The sequence below is a fragment of the Escherichia sp. WS1118 genome (assembly GCF_046487695.1).
GTDB lineage: Bacteria > Pseudomonadota > Gammaproteobacteria > Enterobacterales > Enterobacteriaceae > Escherichia > Escherichia coli.
The window spans coordinates 151,688-167,631 of record NZ_JBJQIZ010000008.1; the positions used below are offsets into that span (position 1 = coordinate 151,688).

16 protein-coding genes and 2 tRNA genes are annotated in these 15,944 nt (G+C 47.2%); 11 read left to right on the top strand and 7 right to left on the bottom strand.

The genetic code is table 11. From position 1 onward, the window contains the following. The first annotated feature begins 55 nt into the window (after window positions 1–55). From ybtP to ybtS, 4 genes are read left to right on the top strand one after another with little or no spacing between them, the layout of a single operon-like run. The gene (ybtP, locus tag ACJHYO_RS15140; RefSeq protein WP_014640167.1) at window positions 56–1,768 is read left to right on the top strand and encodes a yersiniabactin ABC transporter ATP-binding/permease protein YbtP; all 1,713 of its coding nucleotides are present in this window, start codon (window positions 56–58) and stop codon (window positions 1,766–1,768) included. Further along, window positions 1,755–3,557 carry a yersiniabactin ABC transporter ATP-binding/permease protein YbtQ gene (ybtQ, locus tag ACJHYO_RS15145; RefSeq protein WP_001608389.1) on the top strand — a complete coding sequence of 601 codons (1,803 nt, stop codon included), beginning with the start codon at window positions 1,755–1,757 and terminating at the stop codon, window positions 3,555–3,557. The genes ybtP and ybtQ overlap by 14 nt, the downstream gene beginning before the upstream one ends. Continuing rightward, window positions 3,550–4,830 (top strand): yersiniabactin-associated zinc MFS transporter YbtX, encoded by a 1,281-nt coding sequence (gene ybtX, locus ACJHYO_RS15150; protein WP_001286281.1) that lies wholly within the window; start codon window positions 3,550–3,552, stop codon window positions 4,828–4,830. The genes ybtQ and ybtX overlap by 8 nt, the downstream gene beginning before the upstream one ends. Before the next feature lie 27 nt (window positions 4,831–4,857). Then, a complete protein-coding gene (ybtS, locus tag ACJHYO_RS15155) occupies window positions 4,858–6,162 on the top strand; it encodes a yersiniabactin biosynthesis salicylate synthase Irp9/YbtS (protein ID WP_000703040.1) in 1,305 nt (434 codons plus the stop codon). Window positions 6,163–6,355: 193 nt separating this feature from the next. On the opposite strand, the gene ACJHYO_RS15160 is transcribed toward ybtS, so the two are convergent. From ACJHYO_RS15160 to mtfA, 3 genes are all read right to left on the bottom strand, one after another. Continuing rightward, window positions 6,356–7,618: a tyrosine-type recombinase/integrase gene (locus tag ACJHYO_RS15160; protein WP_085455407.1), complete on the bottom strand. Its 1,263-nt coding sequence runs from the start codon at window positions 7,616–7,618 to the stop codon at window positions 6,356–6,358. A gap of 161 nt (window positions 7,619–7,779) precedes the next feature. Next, a tRNA-Asn gene (locus ACJHYO_RS15165) sits at window positions 7,780–7,855 on the bottom strand. Window positions 7,856–7,955: 100 nt separating this feature from the next. Next, a complete protein-coding gene (gene mtfA / locus ACJHYO_RS15170) occupies window positions 7,956–8,753 on the bottom strand; it encodes a DgsA anti-repressor MtfA (RefSeq protein WP_001560529.1) in 798 nt (265 codons plus the stop codon). Between the two features lie 93 nt (window positions 8,754–8,846). On the opposite strand from mtfA, the gene ACJHYO_RS15175 reads away from it, so the two are divergent. From ACJHYO_RS15175 to ACJHYO_RS15205, 7 genes are all read left to right on the top strand, one after another. Further along, a tRNA-Ser gene (locus ACJHYO_RS15175) sits at window positions 8,847–8,936 on the top strand. Window positions 8,937–9,214: 278 nt separating this feature from the next. Further along, on the top strand, window positions 9,215–10,051 hold the full coding sequence (locus ACJHYO_RS15180; RefSeq protein ID WP_085455406.1) for a DUF6387 family protein: 837 nt from the start codon (window positions 9,215–9,217) through the stop codon (window positions 10,049–10,051). A gap of 216 nt (window positions 10,052–10,267) precedes the next feature. Then, a complete protein-coding gene (locus ACJHYO_RS15185) occupies window positions 10,268–10,486 on the top strand; it encodes a helix-turn-helix transcriptional regulator (protein ID WP_085455405.1) in 219 nt (72 codons plus the stop codon). 81 nt (window positions 10,487–10,567) lie between these two features. After that, window positions 10,568–10,858 carry a hypothetical protein gene (locus tag ACJHYO_RS15190; protein ID WP_085455404.1) on the top strand — a complete coding sequence of 97 codons (291 nt, stop codon included), beginning with the start codon at window positions 10,568–10,570 and terminating at the stop codon, window positions 10,856–10,858. Between the two features lie 44 nt (window positions 10,859–10,902). Further along, a complete protein-coding gene (locus tag ACJHYO_RS15195) occupies window positions 10,903–11,199 on the top strand; it encodes a hypothetical protein (protein WP_001091319.1) in 297 nt (98 codons plus the stop codon). A gap of 73 nt (window positions 11,200–11,272) precedes the next feature. Then, entirely contained in the window at window positions 11,273–11,515 is a 243-nt protein-coding gene (locus ACJHYO_RS15200) for a DNA-binding protein (protein ID WP_085455403.1), read from the top strand. A 108-nt stretch (window positions 11,516–11,623) separates the two neighbouring features. Continuing rightward, window positions 11,624–11,974, top strand: coding sequence for a DUF6404 family protein (locus ACJHYO_RS15205; protein ID WP_000505229.1), 351 nt, complete (start codon window positions 11,624–11,626; stop codon window positions 11,972–11,974). 64 nt (window positions 11,975–12,038) lie between these two features. Here ACJHYO_RS15205 and ACJHYO_RS15210 read toward each other — a convergent pair whose 3' ends face one another. From ACJHYO_RS15210 to ACJHYO_RS15225, 4 genes are all read right to left on the bottom strand, one after another. Continuing rightward, window positions 12,039–12,443: an H-NS family nucleoid-associated regulatory protein gene (locus ACJHYO_RS15210; RefSeq protein WP_001287374.1), complete on the bottom strand. Its 405-nt coding sequence runs from the start codon at window positions 12,441–12,443 to the stop codon at window positions 12,039–12,041. 157 nt (window positions 12,444–12,600) lie between these two features. Continuing rightward, window positions 12,601–13,080, bottom strand: coding sequence for a DUF4756 family protein (locus ACJHYO_RS15215; RefSeq protein ID WP_085455402.1), 480 nt, complete (start codon window positions 13,078–13,080; stop codon window positions 12,601–12,603). A gap of 85 nt (window positions 13,081–13,165) precedes the next feature. Then, window positions 13,166–13,957, bottom strand: a complete 792-nt coding sequence (locus ACJHYO_RS15220; protein ID WP_085455401.1) for a hypothetical protein — start codon at window positions 13,955–13,957, stop codon at window positions 13,166–13,168. Window positions 13,958–13,984: 27 nt separating this feature from the next. Continuing rightward, complete coding sequence (locus ACJHYO_RS15225) at window positions 13,985–14,719, bottom strand: replication/maintenance protein RepL (protein WP_085455400.1); 735 nt, start codon at window positions 14,717–14,719, stop codon at window positions 13,985–13,987. Between the last annotated feature and the right edge of the window lie 1,225 nt (window positions 14,720–15,944).

The window sequence follows — 15,944 nt, forward strand, 5'->3', positions numbered from 1 at the left end:
CCGATTTCCTCTCTGGCAGGTGATTACACCGGTTCGCAGGAAGGTTATTTTAGCTATGGCGCTGGCGGGGCTGGCGGCATTAACCAGCCTGGGGGCGCTCCTTTTTCTGGCGTGGAGCCTGCGTGACATTCGCGCGACGCCTGACGCTATTCCGGCCTGGCCGCTGGGCGGCGTGATCGGCTGCGTGGTCTTAACTTTTGTTCTGCGCTTACAGGCGTTCAACACCTCTCATTACGCGGCTTTTCATCTGGAGAACATTCTGCGCAGCAGGTTAGTCCGTAAAGCATTGCAGCTTCCGCCTGGCGTGTTACAGCAAATGGGCAGCGGGTCAGTGGCGAAAGTGATGCTGGATGACGTGAAGTCGTTACATATTTTTGTGGCCGACAGCACGCCGCTCTATGCCCGCGCGATCATCATGCCGCTGGCGACAATCGTTATCTTGTTCTGGCTGGACTGGCGGCTGGCAATCGCGACGCTGGGGGTACTGGCGTTTGGATCGATTGTTCTCGTGCTCGCCCGCCAGCGTTCGGAAGATATGGCTCAGCGTTATCATAAGGCGCGCGAGCAGGTTAGCGCGGCGGTTATTGAGTTCGTGCAGGCCATGCCCGTGGTGAGAACGTTTGATAGCGGCAGCACCAGTTTTTTGCGCTATCAACGCGCCCTTGAAGAGTGGGTCGATGTGCTCAAAACCTGGTATCGCAAAGCCGGTTTTTCAGCGCGTTTTTCCTTCTCGATTCTGAATCCTCTCCCGACCCTGTTTGTCCTGATCTGGTCGGGATACGGCCTGTTGCACTATGGCAGTTTCGATTTTATCGCGTGGGTGGCCGTTTTACTGCTGGGCAGCGGAATGGCCGAAGCCGTAATGCCAATGATGATGCTCAATAACCTGGTCGCGCAAACGCGTTTAAGCATTCAGCGTATTTATCAGGTTCTCGCGATGCCGGAGTTATCGCTGCCGCAGTCTGACCAGCAGCCGCAAGAGGCGAGCATTACCTTTGAGCAGGTGAGCTTTCATTATCCGCAAGCGCGTACTGGCGCCGCGTTGCAGGAGGTGAGCTTTCATGTGCCTGCCGGGCAAATTGTGGCGCTGGTCGGGCCAAGCGGCGCCGGAAAAAGCACCGTGGCGCGCTTGCTGCTGCGTTACGCCGACCCGGACAAAGGCCATATCCGTATTGGCGGCGTGGATCTGCGTGATATGCAGACGGACACCCTGATGAAGCAACTCTCGTTTGTGTTTCAGGACAACTTCCTTTTTGCCGACACGATAGCCAATAACATTCGTCTGGGCGCGCCGGATACGCCGCTGGAGGCGGTTATAGCGGCGGCCAGAGTGGCGCAGGCCCATGATTTTATTAGCGCTCTGCCAGAAGGTTACAACACTCGAGTCGGGGAACGTGGGGTATTTCTCTCCGGCGGCCAGCGGCAGCGCATTACTATCGCCCGGGCGCTTTTGCAGGATCGCCCCATCCTGGTGCTCGATGAGGCGACGGCGTTTGCTGACCCGGAAAACGAAGCGGCGCTTATCAAGGCGCTCGCGGCGGCCATGCGTGGCCGGACGGTCATCATGGTCGCGCATCGTCTCTCAATGGTGACTCAGGCCGATGTGATATTGCTGTTTTCCGACGGACAGCTCAGGGAAATGGGGAACCATACGCAACTGTTGGCGCAGGGCGGCCTGTATCAACGGCTCTGGCAACACTATCAGCAGGCGCAGCATTGGGTGCCGGGTGGAACACAGGAAGAGGTGGTGGAAAATGAAAGACAATAATCCTGCGGATAACCTGGCCTGGCGCGTCATCTGGCGCCAGCTTATCTCCAGCGTTGGCAGTCAGGCCAGGATGCTGCGACGCAGTATGCTGGCGCTGTTGCTGGCGGCATTCATGCAGGGGATCGCCTTTGCCTGTCTTTATCCGATCATTGATGCGCTGTTACGGGGAGACGCGCCGCAACTTCTTAACTGGGCTATGGCCTTCAGCGTCGCCGCAATTGTGACGCTGGTGCTACGCTGGTATGGCCTGGGCTTTGAATACCGTGGTCATCTGGCGCAGGCTACCCATGAGTTGCGCCTGCGACTTGGCGAGCAGTTACGCCGCGTGCCGCTGGAGAAGCTCCAGCGCGGCAGGGCGGGTGAAATGAACGCCTTGCTGCTGGGCAGCGTGGATGAAAACCTCAATTATGTTATTGCGATAGCCAATATTTTGCTGCTCACCATTGTCACGCCGCTGACGGCGTCGCTGGCGACATTGTGGATAGACTGGCGGCTGGGGCTGGTGATGTTGCTGATCTTCCCTCTGCTGGTGCCGTTTTATTACTGGCGCCGCCCGGCGATGCGGCGACAAATGCAGACGCTGGGGGAAGCGCACCAGCGTCTGAGCGGCGATATCGTTGAATTTGCTCAGGGGATGATGGTATTGCGCACCTGCGGCAGCGATGCCGATAAAAGCCGGGCGCTGCTGGCGCATTTCAATGCGCTGGAAAACTTACAGACCCGCACTCACCGTCAGGGCGCTGGCGCGACGATGCTGATCGCCAGCGTCGTGGAGTTGGGCCTACAGGTGGTGGTGTTATCCGGGATCGTCTGGGTAGTGACGGGCACTCTGAACCTCGCCTTTTTGATTGCCGCCGTCGCGATGATTATGCGCTTCGCAGAACCGATGGCGATGTTTATCAGCTACACCTCGGTTGTGGAACTGATCGCCAGCGCCCTGCAACGGATTGAGCAGTTTATGGCGATAGCACCGCTTCCCGTCGCAGAGCAAAGCGAGATGCCGGAACGTTACGATATCCGCTTTGACAACGTCAGCTATCGCTACGAAGAAGGCGACGGCCACGCGCTTAATCATGTTTCTTTGACGTTCCCGGCAGCCAGTATGAGCGCGCTGGTGGGTGCCTCCGGCGCAGGCAAAACTACCGTCACCAAACTGTTAATGCGCTATGCCGATCCGCAGCAAGGGCAGATTTCTATTGGCGGCGTCGATATTCGCCGCCTGACGCCGGAACAGCTCAATAGCCTAATTTCTGTTGTTTTCCAGGATGTCTGGCTGTTTGATGACACGCTGCTGGCGAATATCCGTATCGCGCGCCCACAGGCGACGCGGCAGGAGGTAGAAGAGGCCGCCCGCGCGGCGCAGTGCCTTGAGTTTATTTCCCGTCTTCCGCAAGGCTGGCTGACGCCAATGGGAGAGATGGGCGGCCAGCTATCGGGCGGCGAGCGCCAGCGGATTTCCATTGCCAGAGCGTTATTGAAAAACGCGCCGGTCGTCATTCTCGATGAACCGACTGCCGCGCTGGATATTGAAAGCGAGCTGGCGGTGCAAAAAGCGATCGATAACCTGGTTCACAACCGGACGGTGATTATCATCGCTCACCGTTTATCCACCATCGCCGGGGCCGGAAACATTCTGGTGATGGAAGAGGGACAGGTGGTTGAGCAGGGTACTCATGCGCAATTGCTCTCACATCATGGACGTTATCAGGCGCTGTGGCAGGCGCAAATGGCCGCGCGCGTGTGGCGCGACGACGGGGGGGCCGCGTCTGGAGAGTGGGTGCATGAGTGATGTTCAGTCGAATGTGAAACCTCTGACGTTGACGACCGGGCGGGTGATTTTTGCTATTGCCGGCGTCTATGTGACGCAGAGTCTGGTATCGGCGCTGTCTATGCAGTCCTTACCCGCGCTGGTGCGCGCTGCTGGCGGTTCGCTGGCGCTTGCCGGTGCGACAACCCTGTTTATGCTGCCCTGGGCGCTGAAGTTTATTTGGGCGCCGTGGATCGAGCGCTGGCGGCTTCCGCCCGGTAGCCAGGAACGCCGTTCCCGCATGTTAATCCTGCGTGGTCAGGTCGCGCTAGCGGCGATCCTGACTATTGCCGCAGCGATTGGCTGGTTTGGGCGAGAAGGGGGATTCCCCGATACGCAAATCGTCGCGTTATTTGTTCTGTTTATGGTGGCAGGCACGGTCGCCTCCACCATTGATATCGCCAGCGACGGCTTTTGTGTCGATCAACTGACCCGCACGGGTTACGGCTGGGGAAACAGCGTGCAGGTCGGCGGCAGCTATCTGGGAATGATGTGCGGCGGCGGGGTGTTCCTGATGCTGTCGGCGGCATCCGGCTGGCCTGTCGCCATGCTGATGATGGCGGTGCTGATTATGGCGCTGTCACTCCCGCTGTGGCGCATTACGGAGCCGACGCGAACAGCGACTATCCCGCATGTTCCGGCGTTAGGTTATGCGCTAAGGAGGAAGCAGGCGCGCCTGGGCTTACTGCTGGTATTGATGCTGAATTCAGGCATGCGGTTTGTGCTGCCTCTTCTGGCACCGCTGTTGTTGGATCATGGGTTGAGCATGTCCGCATTGGGCGCGCTGTTCAGCGGCGGCAATATTGCAGCGGGCATAGCAGGAACGCTGGCCGGCGGATTGCTGATGAAATACACCTCACCCGGCAGAGCGCTGTTGACGGCTTATGGCGTCCAGGGGATCGCGCTGCTGGCGGTGGTGATGACGCTCATGATGGCGCCGGGTCATCTGCTGCTGCAGATTCTCCAGTGTCTGGTCATTGTCCAGTCCATTTCGCTGGCCTGCGCGCTGGTCTGTCTTTACGCCACGCTGATGTCGCTTTCATCGCCTTTGCAGGCCGGTGTCGACTTCACCCTCTTTCAATGTACTGATGCGGCAATCGCCATTCTGGCAGGCGTTATCGGTGGCGTTGTTGCTCAACATTTTGGCTATGCAGCCTGCTTCCTGTTTGCCGGGGCATTCACGTTGCTGGCGGCGTGGGTTGCTTATATCCGGCTGCATTCGGCAAGAGAACTGATGACAAGCGCAATTGATTGATCCGCGAATAACACAGAGAGGTAAGGGATGAAAATCAGTGAATTTCTACATCTGGCGTTACCAGAGGAACAATGGCTACCGACGATTTCTGGCGTTTTACGCCAGTTCGCAGAAGAAGAGTGTTATGTCTATGAGCGTCAACCCTGTTGGTATTTAGGCAAAGGGTGCCAGGCACGGCTGCACATTAATGCCGACGGAACGCAGGCGACATTTATTGATGATGCCGGGGAGCAAAAATGGGCGGTGGATTCCATTGCCGACTGCGCGCGTCGTTTTATGGCGCATCCTCAGGTGAAAGGACGTCGGGTATATGGACAGGTTGGGTTCAACTTTGCGGCGCATGCGCGGGGGATTGCCTTTAACGCCGGGGAGTGGCCGCTGCTGACGTTAACCGTTCCCCGTGAAGAACTTATTTTTGAAAAGGGAAATGTCACCGTTTATGCGGACTCCGCCGACGGGTGCCGACGTTTGTGCGAGTGGGTAAAAGAGGCCGGTACAACGACGCAGAACGCACCACTGGCGGTGGATACCGCCCTCAATGGTGAGGCATATAAACAACAGGTTGCGCGCGCCGTTGCGGAGATCCGCCGTGGCGAGTATGTCAAAGTGATTGTCTCGCGCGCCATTCCCCTGCCATCGCGGATTGATATGCCCGCCACGCTGTTATACGGGCGGCAGGCAAACACGCCTGTGCGCTCGTTTATGTTCCGTCAGGAAGGACGCGAAGCGCTGGGCTTTAGCCCGGAACTGGTGATGTCAGTGACGGGCAATAAAGTGGTCACTGAACCGCTTGCGGGCACCCGCGATCGCATGGGAAACCCGGAGCATAATAAGGCGAAAGAGGCAGAACTGCTGCACGACAGTAAAGAGGTGCTTGAGCATATCCTTTCTGTCAAAGAAGCTATTGCTGAACTGGAGGCCGTTTGCCAGCCGGGCAGCGTGGTGGTTGAAGATTTAATGTCGGTTCGCCAGCGCGGCAGCGTTCAGCATCTGGGGTCTGGCGTGAGCGGTCAGCTTGCGGAAAACAAGGATGCCTGGGATGCGTTTACCGTGCTGTTTCCGTCGATTACCGCCTCAGGTATCCCTAAAAATGCTGCTCTGAACGCGATTATGCAAATTGAGAAGACGCCGCGAGAGCTTTATTCCGGCGCAATCCTGCTGCTGGACGATACGCGCTTTGATGCGGCGCTAGTTCTGCGTTCCGTATTTCAGGATAGCCAGCGCTGCTGGATACAGGCGGGGGCGGGAATCATCGCGCAATCTACGCCGGAACGCGAACTGACAGAAACCCGGGAGAAATTAGCGAGCATTGCGCCCTATTTAATGGTGTAGGAGTAACTGTTTTCTAACCTCACAACCAGACTGTCCAAAGACAATTGAGTCGCTCTTTGATTCCTCTGTGACTCTATTGTCTTCTTTTGGGATAAAATAGGTGTTTTTCGTCATGAAGTTGATAAAAGTCTATATAGAACCACCTCTTGTGGAGGTGGTGGTAATTTGCCAGAGTGTGGGATTCGTTAGTATACTATGGGATAAACTTATTTTTACCAATTGTATAAGGCGGTGCATAAGATTCTCGGCATGCTTCCAGATAATCCGACCACCACTGCATCATCGTTTTGCGGGCTTCCAGGTGCTCTGCCTTATGAATATAAGCCATGCGCACGGTATTGCGCTCCTGATGACTCATCTGGCGTTCTACTGCGTCCTTTGCCCATAAACCCGATTCCATCAGCGCACTGCATGCCATTGCCCGGAAGCCGTGACCGCAGATATCCTTTTTCGTGTCGTAACCCATCACCCGCAGTGCCTTATTGACCGTGTTTTCACACATTGGCTTATACGGGTTATGGTCGCCGGGGAAGATCAGTTCATTATTACCGGTGATATCCTTAATCTGTTTCAGAATGGCGATGGACTGTTCTGAGAGGGGGACGATATGCGACATTCGCATTTTTGCCCCGCGGCCGGAATAACGCACGCCAATAATGGGTTCTCGCGTCGCGGGTATCGTCCAGACTCGGTTTGTGAAATCAATCTCTGACCAGCGGGCGAAACGCAGTTCACTGGAGCGAATGAACACATGCAGCATCAGCAGAACGGCATGCCGGGTCAGTTCACGGCCCTGATGATATGCCCCAATACGTTCAAGCAGTTCAGGCAGCCGCTCCAGCGGCAGGGCAGGATAGTGCCGTCTGACAGGAGGTGTGGTCACGCCGCCAAGGTTTGCTGCAGGGTTCGTATCGATTAACTCCTGATGGACCGCATGGCGCATTATGTTACTCAGGTGCTGCCGTGTGCGGGACGCAACCTCCAGCAGACCTTTTTCCTCGATCCCTTTCAGCAGGTCAATGAAATGACGGGGTTTAAGTTCTGATACAGGTAGGTTCCCGATGACCGGAAAGATGTGATTGTTCAGGCTGGCAAGCAGACGGTCGGCGGTGTTCTGCGACCATTTCCTGTTACTTTTATGCCACGCCAGCGCCACGTTTTTAAAAACTTTCTCCGGTGTTCGTGAGCCACGTACAGCAGCCCGCTGCTGTACCGGGTTGATATTCAGCGCCAGCATTTTACGGATACCTTCACGTTGCTGTCGCGCATCAGACAGGGAGATGGCTGGATAGGCGCCCAGCGCAATGCGGGATTCTTTACCGCTAATACGGTATTTGAGATACCAGTGGCGGGAGCCACCCGGCTTGACCCGCAGATACAGACCGTGAGAATCGGAGACTTTAAAGGGTTTATCAGAAGGCTTGAGGGTGCGGATTTTTGCGTCGGTAAGGGATATATGGGGGTCACTCCATTATCGAACTAACCTGACCCCAGATTTGACCACCAATTTTTCCCGATGCGTAGGGTAAAATCAAAATGCACCGAGAAGAGTTTTCACACTAACCTGTTGAATCAACATCAGATAAAGATTCGCAAGGATGCATGAAAACAGAAAATTGGCTCCTCTGACTGGACTCGAACCAGTGACATACGGATTAACAGTCCGCCGTTCTACCGACTGAACTACAGAGGAATCGTGAGAACGGGGCGCATATTACTTAGCGGTACCTTGTCTGTCAACACTAAATTTCATAAGCCATTTCAATTGGTTAATTAATCTGCAAAGTTGTTAATTAATGAACATTCGTCGCCGAAAACGGGTCTGTATCATTAGCGTGATGCAGTCTCTGCAAAGGATCTTGTTGATAAAATTGACAGAAACGTTGCCACAATGAAGGGAAACGAGGAGCAAAAAGTTCTGGGGCGCTAAAGAAATATTCAGAAAGTACGGCAAAACATTCAGCAGGATCACTGGCAGCATAAGCATCAATGCTCGCCGCATTCTCACCAACTAATTCGATTTCTTCCTGAATGTTGTTCATTGCAGCATGAAGATCGTGTTCCCAGCCAGCAACCTCACGCAACGAAATAAAGGGAACTCCGCTGGCGCGATCGCCGTTACGGGTGTCCAGCTTATGAGCGACTTCATGAATAATCAGGTTAAAACCAGAAGCATCAAAAGAATCTTGTATATCCAACCAGTTCAAAACGATAGGCCCTTGCTGCCAGCTCTGACCTGACTGAACAATACGTTGGTTATGCACCAGACCGATATCGTCTTCCCATTCATCATCGACCACAAATGGCGCAGGATAAATTAAGACTTCATGAAAACCATCCAGCCATTCCAGTCCTAACTCCAGAACGGGCAGGCAAAATAGAAGTGCTATCCGGCAGCTTCTTAATGAATTCAGCTCAAAGCCCTGTAAAGGAACAAGCCGTTTTTGCTGTAAAAAACGTTCGGCAATAGCGACCAATTTGCTTTGTTCCTGTTCTGTCAGACACGTTAAAAGGGGGATCGATAGTGCTTCCTGCCAGGGAAGGGCAGTTTGATGTGCTGATTCTTGTACTTTCCAGGGCCACTTAATCATCGTTTTGCTCGCAAACTCGTCACTTGAACAAAATTGCACGGACAGGGACTGTTAAAATGCCAAATTTCCTGGCATCATGGCAACCATCTGAACGGAGAGATGCCGGAGCGGCTGAACGGACCGGTCTCGAAAACCGGAGTAGGGGCAACTCTACCGGGGGTTCAAATCCCCCTCTCTCCGCCAATCATTCAACAAAATCAATCACTTACAAAGCATTTTTGATTTTGTCGTGCATAAATCCCTGCATTAAAATTCCTTTCTCTCGCTCAATTTTTCTTACTACTGATGCTGTTTTTTACCATTTTGCCGCGCGTCGGGCATCCACTTTTATGCTCTCGAGTTCACACTCTTAACAACAACTTAGCCATTCCCCCGTCTCTGATGACAAAACAGTTGAACTTCAATTGTTCCAAACGGATCCTGTGAAGATATATCAAAGGAAATGGATTGTTGGAGGATGGATGAAAAGAAGTGAAATCAGGAAAGCACTGGAAGCATGGTTTGATGTGGAACGCTATGAGGCGATAGAGAAACTCACCTTACAGCAGTTTTATGTTGAGGTTGAGCGGCGCATCTTGGCTTACAGAATGTTGTTGAGCCGGAACACCATACCTACCTTTAACCGATTAATGCTGGATGATTACCGCAACAAGATCCTCAGCGGTGAAATCTTTTTCAGTGGTGATACCGCTACTCTTGGACATGAGCTTGCCAGAACCTACGCGGTAAACCCTACGACACGAAGCCATGCGCAATTTTATGCGAAAACGCTGGCATTAACCGAAGCCACACCTGAACTCTCTGGGTTAAGCCAGTCTGAATTTCTGTCTGAGTATCTAAAAGAGACATCACTTAATAATCTTTCACGTATTACTGTCGATATTCATCTGGAAGAGGCATCAACTGAAGAAATCATTGAACATCTGAAAGTGCTGATCCCTCAATGGAAGAGACAGCTAAAGATGACGTCTCCAGCTCCAAGAGAGTATCGTTTCGGCAAAAGCACGTTCAGAAAAATCATTGAATATCGTCTTATCCCGATGATGGACCTGATCTTCTGGGGAGAAGATAACGGCATTAAAATCCCGCTTTCACTGATTTCCTCGCTGCTTCACGAGGACAGCGACAACGATCGTGATGAAGGAATGCTAAAGGCAACGGACTACCCGTTAGCAATGGCTTTTCTGACGGATGCGAGCTATCTGAAATCGCTTGAAGATTACATGATGGAAAACAACCACTTGAAAGACTCCCCTGTTGAAAAGCATGTAGAAGATGACAGGAATAAGAAAAAATAAGCCAAGTAAAAAGGGTTACGTTCGCTCCGTGCGAACGTGATCGCATTCAGCATTAACGAATCTTTTTCCATTCACCTCCCTTCTATTTTTTCATAAAACTCTTTTATGAACGCCCCTAAATTACCATAAGCAAAATCGCTATCATTGTTCACGTCGAAACAACATAGAGAAAAGCGAAATCTCATAGAGATTACTTACAATAATAGAGGACAGACAATGAAAGAAAATAGTGAAACCAGTGTAAAACGATTTATCCGCGTTCCTGATGTTTTAAATCGAGTGGGATTTAGTCGCACGACTTTATATGAACGTATTAAGGAAGGAAACTTTCCAGACAGAGTAAAAATAGGTCCGAGGTGTGTCGCTTTTGTTGAAAGTGAGATTGATGAATGGATTGAAGCGACTATTCGACACTCACGCCAGAACGCAGCATAAAAACAGAAACAAGATCTCGTGTCGAATAGATATCTGTTCGCTCAGGGCATCCTATTATCCTAAGCAATAATGGAGAAAAATATGAAGATAGAACTTATTACGACAAAACTGTTTATTGAACAAGCCGAATGTTATTTCAGGAACTATATGGACGGATTGCGAAGTAATGCACCAGATGATTTTTATTATTTTATCAACAATAAATATAATATGAATGACATTATGGAAAGTATCATTAAAAAAACGAGATATCATTTTTATGATGACACCGAAGAAGGTAAAAGGAATCGGATTTATGGAGAAGTAAGCCACAGTAAGGTAAAGAAACACCTTCGTCAGCTTTGGATTATCTATAAGTGTGTATACCGCTAATACTACAGCATTTCATTTTTAATATTAACCAAAAGGAAAATCCAATGAATACATTTAAAAATAAAAACACTGAAATCTTTTATGTTGTGTCCTTGCATATCTATGCGGAGCTTTTTAACTCAAAGGATAAAACGACCAGCAATATGATTATAACGCATGTAATGGATCATGAGTTTGTTTGTAAGCTAATCGATCTGGCGATGAGAAATGCTGAAAAGCATCTTCTGAAAAAAGCATGGAAAAAGAACGCGGCTGAAAAACTATCTGAGGTGGATTTTAAAGAGGTTAGGCAGGCATTAGCCAAAATGCACTACACTGTTCTGGCGGAATCAATATGCTGATATATTCTGACGTCTATCGGCCCCTTCTTGGGGCTGATAACAAATATTATTTGTCTATTCAAGGAGCTAAAAAATGATCGATGAATTTCATGTGATGTATATGTATAAAAAAATCCAAGCGGAAGCCGCAACTACTGACATCAAAACACTTGAACAGCTTTTGAAAAATTTTAGGAGCGTGGTCAAAGAACGTCGTGAAGAATACTATCAGGAGATTGGTGAGAAAAAAGCGCGTAAGTTGAAAATGAAAAGATTACAAAGAATGCTTGAGAAAATGGCATGTGACCGGGTTTCGCCAGAAGATCTAAAGGAATGACTATTTGAGTTATTTTCGACTTACATACATGGAATTGATAATCATTATTGTCTATTGTGGCTTTTTATCGATAGATAGATGAGTAAAGGTGGAGCTGGAGGGAACCGTATGGGCTTTGAAGCTAAAAAGAAACACGCTATTGCCATCATGGAAAGCAAGAGGATGTGGCGAAGTAATTATGCCCCTCCTTTGCTACACCTCGCATGGAAAGCTGGACTCAAGATACCACCGCTACCTTTTGCCTCATTCTGGCAAATCACTTTGTTGATGGGTGGATGGTTTGGTCCGGCATGGGGGATCTGTATGTGGTTTTTTACTTGGAAGGATACAGGGATACAACCGGGCACTGCATTTGTCTCAAGCGTCGTCGCAGGTATTTGTTTTGGTGTTCTTATGGCTGCGTATCATTGGTGGCGAAAGGTCGTTAACAACCTGCCTGACTGGGATAGTCTTGGATGAATATTCGAATATTTTCCGGGCCTGTTATCTTGAGAACAAGTGAAGCCCGGATATGCTGTAGCGGTTAGATTGCAAAGTCTTCCAGCGTTTTACCAGCTTCGATAGCAGCGGCGATTGCTTTAGGAGTACGGCCCTGACCCGTCCAAGTCTGCTCATTACCGTTTTCATCTGTATATTTGTATTTAGCAGGACGAGGAGCACGAGTTGATTTGGTTTTAGGCTGGGATGAACCAACGGAAGCGAGTAGTTCTGTAGGATCGATACCGTCTTCTAACAGTTTCTGGCGGAAGGCTTCCAGTTTAGCCTGACGTTCTTCTTGTTCTTTACGGGCTGAATTTTCTTCCTCACGGCGATCTTCAACGATTGTGGTGAGTTTTTCCAGCATCTCTTCCAGAGTTGCCAGATCTGTTTCACGAGCCTGTGCGCGAAGTGTACGAATATTGTTCAGTGCCTTAAGAGCTTCACTCATAGTATGTTATCCGGTGTTTTAAAAGGGGCGATTAATAAAAATAATGCTTACGGTGCTGTTGGAAAAATCAAAAAAAACAGTCAGTAAATAATATAGTAAACATTATTGCATAAGCAATCTAATACATCACATTTCACACGAATAGCATAGAGTCGTTTTAAAGAGACATTTTCCTGCGCTTTTGGTTTGATGGTTCGAACTCTGACGAGATACGAGATAGTTGCTCAAGACTCTGTTCAATTGAACGTTGGAACTCAACAGCGGCTTCTGTGCGTTGTTTTATGACCAAGGCTATTATTTCTTCATCACTTTTTTCTGAAATAGCCTTACGGTATAACACGCGTTCGTTAAATAAATCGAGATTACCAGTTGATCTTGCTGATGTGTTAGCTTTTGAACTGCTGATGGGATTTAACTCGTCAATAAAGTATTCAATAAGAGACTCTCTCTTTTTTTCCAGCCTGCGAAGTTCGGTATGGGCAGACTTAAATTTCTGAGCTTTAACCAATGGAATATCATCGGAACGCAGCTTGCGATATTCATTTCTGTATTCTTCTATCGAAATATGATTTTTTAGCTCTTTGATTGTATTTACGTATTCGATTAAATCACTGTTGTCTGTTTTTACTTTTCTCATAAGAAATACCTCGTAGATAAAATAGTGGATATATTTATATTACGAGATATGGTGTAAGTGTCAAATTGGCGTAGGTATAAAAATATTACTTGGATTTATACTGTTCAAAAATAAGTTCACCTGTATCTGTATAAATTTCTATTTTACCTACTTTACCATCAGTGCCTTTTATCGAGAAACGAATTAATCTTTCATTATAATATTTTTCTAATAAGTCCGGTCGTTCAGTAAAGTATCTTGATTTTGTGGCGCGATCTTTCAGATAGTCGCAGCTTGAACAAACCTGCTTTTTGAAATCCTTCTCAGATAAACCACTTTCTTTTATTTTTGAAGAAATAAAAGCCTTTAAAGGTCGTTCATACTCCTCTCTTTCTTTCGCTTTGCGTATTTGTTCTTCTTTCTTGAGCTGTTCTTCAATACGATAAAGTCTGCCTTGTTCTTCCTGCGCGCGTATTATATCCACTTCAATTATTTTACTAATGATTGAGGCAGGAACAACACTGATACCTTCAGACCACCCACGATAAGGATTATTGTTTTGTATATTTTGGACTGTAGCAGATATTCTGTCTATATCCAGTTCTTTAGCAAAGGAAACAATACGTTGTCCGTTTTCTTTTGATATGAGTTTAGCCGTGTTTACAGGGGATTCAAGACCCTTTAATTTGAATGTGGCTACAGAACTATTGCGACTTCTGTAATATAATGCTTGTTTCTTATCTCCAATATAGCATTCAAGATAAGAGAAAATCTTAAACTCCTGAATGCCAAATGTTTCCTCAAGCATGGTCATCTGCTCAGCCAATATATTTAGTATATCACTCTTGGATAGTTTTTTGTGGAGCTTAATCTCAAGCGAACCGGGTAGTTTTTTCATTGTTATTTCCTTGTTGTTGTTATTTTATCAGGATACTTTCTGCATATGAGAGTCTGCGTCAACAGCGTTTCTTCTTGCTTCCTCATTTTCCTTTGTTCTTTTATATACTTTTCGTGGTTTATCAATATGTAGGCTGTTATTGGGATTAGGAACAGCGTTATTCTTTTTCTTCTTACTGAAAACAAATGCGTCAGAATAGATTTCTTTTGTTTCAGTTTCTAAGGATAGGGTTCTTCTTTCACTTTTTGACATAGCTGAATAACTTTCTGGATACTGTTCTATTTCTGCACAAAGATTGCGAGCGTTGCTTAACTGTTCTTTACGTTTCTGATCCAGTTGATGACTCATCCCTTTTGCGAAAATGTTAGAGTTGATATAGAGATGACCATGATGCTCTACAAGTATTCCTTTCTGTCTGAGTTTTTTAAAAATGTTAGACATATTACCGGAGGCGATATTCAATGCTTTACACAGCGATGATTGTGAAAGATTGATCAGATTTCCAAACTCCATATACTCCAAAATATAGGTTAATACACGGAATTCATTCTTGGATATATCAAGATCAGAGAAAACACGAAAGTTGGAAGTAAAAGCAAATACATAAGGTTGTGAAAACGAAATAGCTTTATCTTCCTCAGAAGAAATAACTGTTGTTGATTTTATTTCTTTGTTTTGTAGTAAGCGTCTTGCGATATCAATCTTTTGCTCGGTAGTTAATGATTCAAATAAGTGTAATAGATCAGCATCTGGTGTATTCATATTATTCCCTCTTATTATTTTTGTTATATCTATTTTAATACTATGCAAAAAAATGAAAGTCAATAGTAGAACTATAAATAAAATAGAAAGTATATTCTTATGACAATGTTATATGTTAAAAAAACTATGTTCGAACATAGATCTTGCTATGTTCGAACATAGGACGGATCTATGTTTGAACATAGGAGTTTGCTATGTTCGAACATAGGAAAAAAAGTTGTGAAGCCGCGATTTTACTGGTCCGGGACTATGCTTATAATTAAATAATTAGTAAGAAGTTAAGAGAGTCCAGTTTTACTTTTGCGTTATGTTTTAGTGGTTTTACAGGGGCTATTGTATTCCTTAATAACTGCTATCAGCGAAGTGATTGTTTCGAACAATCACGAACCGCTGCTTTTATTGTGAGAGCGTAATTAAGATTTCTTTTGTTTTATTAGCGTCTACGACGCGATCTTTTTTTGGATAAATCCATCATTATCGGAGACAAGCTCCTTTACAGCAGAGTGATTGTTGCCAACAATCACGAAGTGCTGCTATTAATGATATAGTTTTCCTATGCGTTTAAGAGCAAATGCTATATGTCAGAGGGAAGATTTTATGTTCGCATAGGATCTGAATTCTAATGTGGTGGAGGGAATGATCTTTATACTGGTCGCTTTGTTTTCCATTGAAAAAAAATTAATAAATTATAAAAGAACAAGTGAAATAGTTTCAAACCAGTGTCAGGGGCGTAGCCGTGCGCCAGCACAATGTATGTATTTTCAAAAAAATAATTGAATGTATCAGGTAAGAATAAATATCAATAAATATAAGTAATAGTGTTCTATAAACTGTTAATAAACCGCACAGGAAGCGTGGTAAGGCTTTGGGATCTGAAAGATAACACATATAACCATCTTCACGCTTAAAGCTCTTATAACTGATTACAGACAGTAATTTATATGGGAAAAATTATCAATTGAAAAATCCATCTTTAACAGGGGCAAGCCCTGTCCAGCAAAGTGATTGTTGCCAACAATCACGAAGTGCTGCTACTAAAGATATAGTATTCCTATACATTTAAGAGCAAATGCTATATGTCAGAGGGGAATGCTATGTTCAAACATAGGATCCGAATTAAAAGTTAAAAGGAAAATAGATCTGACTATGATCGAATACATTCGCTTATTACCCATAATAGTAAAATAAAATACAAAATGTCAGTTTTAGGGCGTAGCCGTGCGTA

Coding starts and splice junctions, on each gene's coding strand:
- ACJHYO_RS15225 (WP_085455400.1), bottom strand. CDS start 14,719: ATGAATACACCAGATGCTGATCTATTACACTTATTTGAATCATTAACT.
- ACJHYO_RS15210 (WP_001287374.1), bottom strand. CDS start 12,443: ATGAGTGAAGCTCTTAAGGCACTGAACAATATTCGTACACTTCGCGCA.
- ybtX (WP_001286281.1), top strand. CDS start 3,550: ATGAGTGATGTTCAGTCGAATGTGAAACCTCTGACGTTGACGACCGGG.
- ACJHYO_RS15190 (WP_085455404.1), top strand. CDS start 10,568: ATGAAGATAGAACTTATTACGACAAAACTGTTTATTGAACAAGCCGAA.
- ACJHYO_RS15195 (WP_001091319.1), top strand. CDS start 10,903: ATGAATACATTTAAAAATAAAAACACTGAAATCTTTTATGTTGTGTCC.
- ybtP (WP_014640167.1), top strand. CDS start 56: ATGGCGCTGGCGGGGCTGGCGGCATTAACCAGCCTGGGGGCGCTCCTT.
- ACJHYO_RS15220 (WP_085455401.1), bottom strand. CDS start 13,957: ATGAAAAAACTACCCGGTTCGCTTGAGATTAAGCTCCACAAAAAACTA.
- ACJHYO_RS15205 (WP_000505229.1), top strand. CDS start 11,624: ATGGGCTTTGAAGCTAAAAAGAAACACGCTATTGCCATCATGGAAAGC.
- ACJHYO_RS15180 (WP_085455406.1), top strand. CDS start 9,215: ATGAAAAGAAGTGAAATCAGGAAAGCACTGGAAGCATGGTTTGATGTG.
- ybtS (WP_000703040.1), top strand. CDS start 4,858: ATGAAAATCAGTGAATTTCTACATCTGGCGTTACCAGAGGAACAATGG.
- ACJHYO_RS15200 (WP_085455403.1), top strand. CDS start 11,273: ATGATCGATGAATTTCATGTGATGTATATGTATAAAAAAATCCAAGCG.
- ACJHYO_RS15215 (WP_085455402.1), bottom strand. CDS start 13,080: ATGAGAAAAGTAAAAACAGACAACAGTGATTTAATCGAATACGTAAAT.
- ybtQ (WP_001608389.1), top strand. CDS start 1,755: ATGAAAGACAATAATCCTGCGGATAACCTGGCCTGGCGCGTCATCTGG.
- mtfA (WP_001560529.1), bottom strand. CDS start 8,753: ATGATTAAGTGGCCCTGGAAAGTACAAGAATCAGCACATCAAACTGCC.
- ACJHYO_RS15185 (WP_085455405.1), top strand. CDS start 10,268: ATGAAAGAAAATAGTGAAACCAGTGTAAAACGATTTATCCGCGTTCCT.